We start from the raw sequence: 642 nt of genomic DNA, 5'->3' as shown, positions 1-642 counted from the left end.
TGAGAGAAGTGCTCTCCGTACTCATCATGGAGGGTGTTCATGAGATTCATCACCGCCTCACTGGTTTTACCAGGGATACGGAACGCAAGGTAGGTTTCCGTCTTCTTCTCCAACAAGGAAAAGACAACAGCCTCCTTACCCGCTCGCTTGCCGACCACGGTATCGCCTTCCCAGTGGCCCTCTTCAAGACGAAGAGATGCAATCTCCGGGCGGCTGGAAATGCTTGTGCCGTAGCGCTTTTTGTTCTCTCGCACACGATGCTTCTTCGCTTTGCGCTTTAACGCCTCGGGCAGTTCCATTGGCTGGATGGAGAGGTGCCCTTTCCAGACCATGTTGTAGAGGGTACGGGAACAGACCATCTCCGACGGCTCGAACAGGCTGTGTCGCTTGGCATAGCCACAGCAGGCATCCAGGGACCACTTGTGTTCCCGGATTTGCCGAACCACCCAGCTGGTAAAGTTGCTGCAGACGCCCGCTTTCGGATGCCTGTGGCAGGACACTCTGTTGGCCCTATAGACGGCTTCTCCCAGCGTGGGGGAGTAACCTGGAGCTTTCCCCTTGTTGCTCTTGCGGGCCGGTGTGCCTCGCCGAAGCTCATTCGTAACGGTGGACGGGGCGCAGCCTATCTGTCTGGCGATGGCG

1 protein-coding gene is annotated in these 642 nt (G+C 57.3%); it reads right to left on the bottom strand.

Translation table 11 applies throughout. The features are described from left to right. On the bottom strand, window positions 1-642 hold a 642-nt coding region (locus tag F8C76_RS19860), incomplete at both ends, for an IS30 family transposase (RefSeq protein WP_170284063.1).

Source organism: Flagellimonas olearia (assembly GCF_009184425.1).
GTDB classification, from domain to species: Bacteria; Bacteroidota; Bacteroidia; order Flavobacteriales; family Flavobacteriaceae; genus Flagellimonas; species Flagellimonas olearia.
This window is presented reverse-complemented; position numbering and strand designations above follow the sequence as displayed.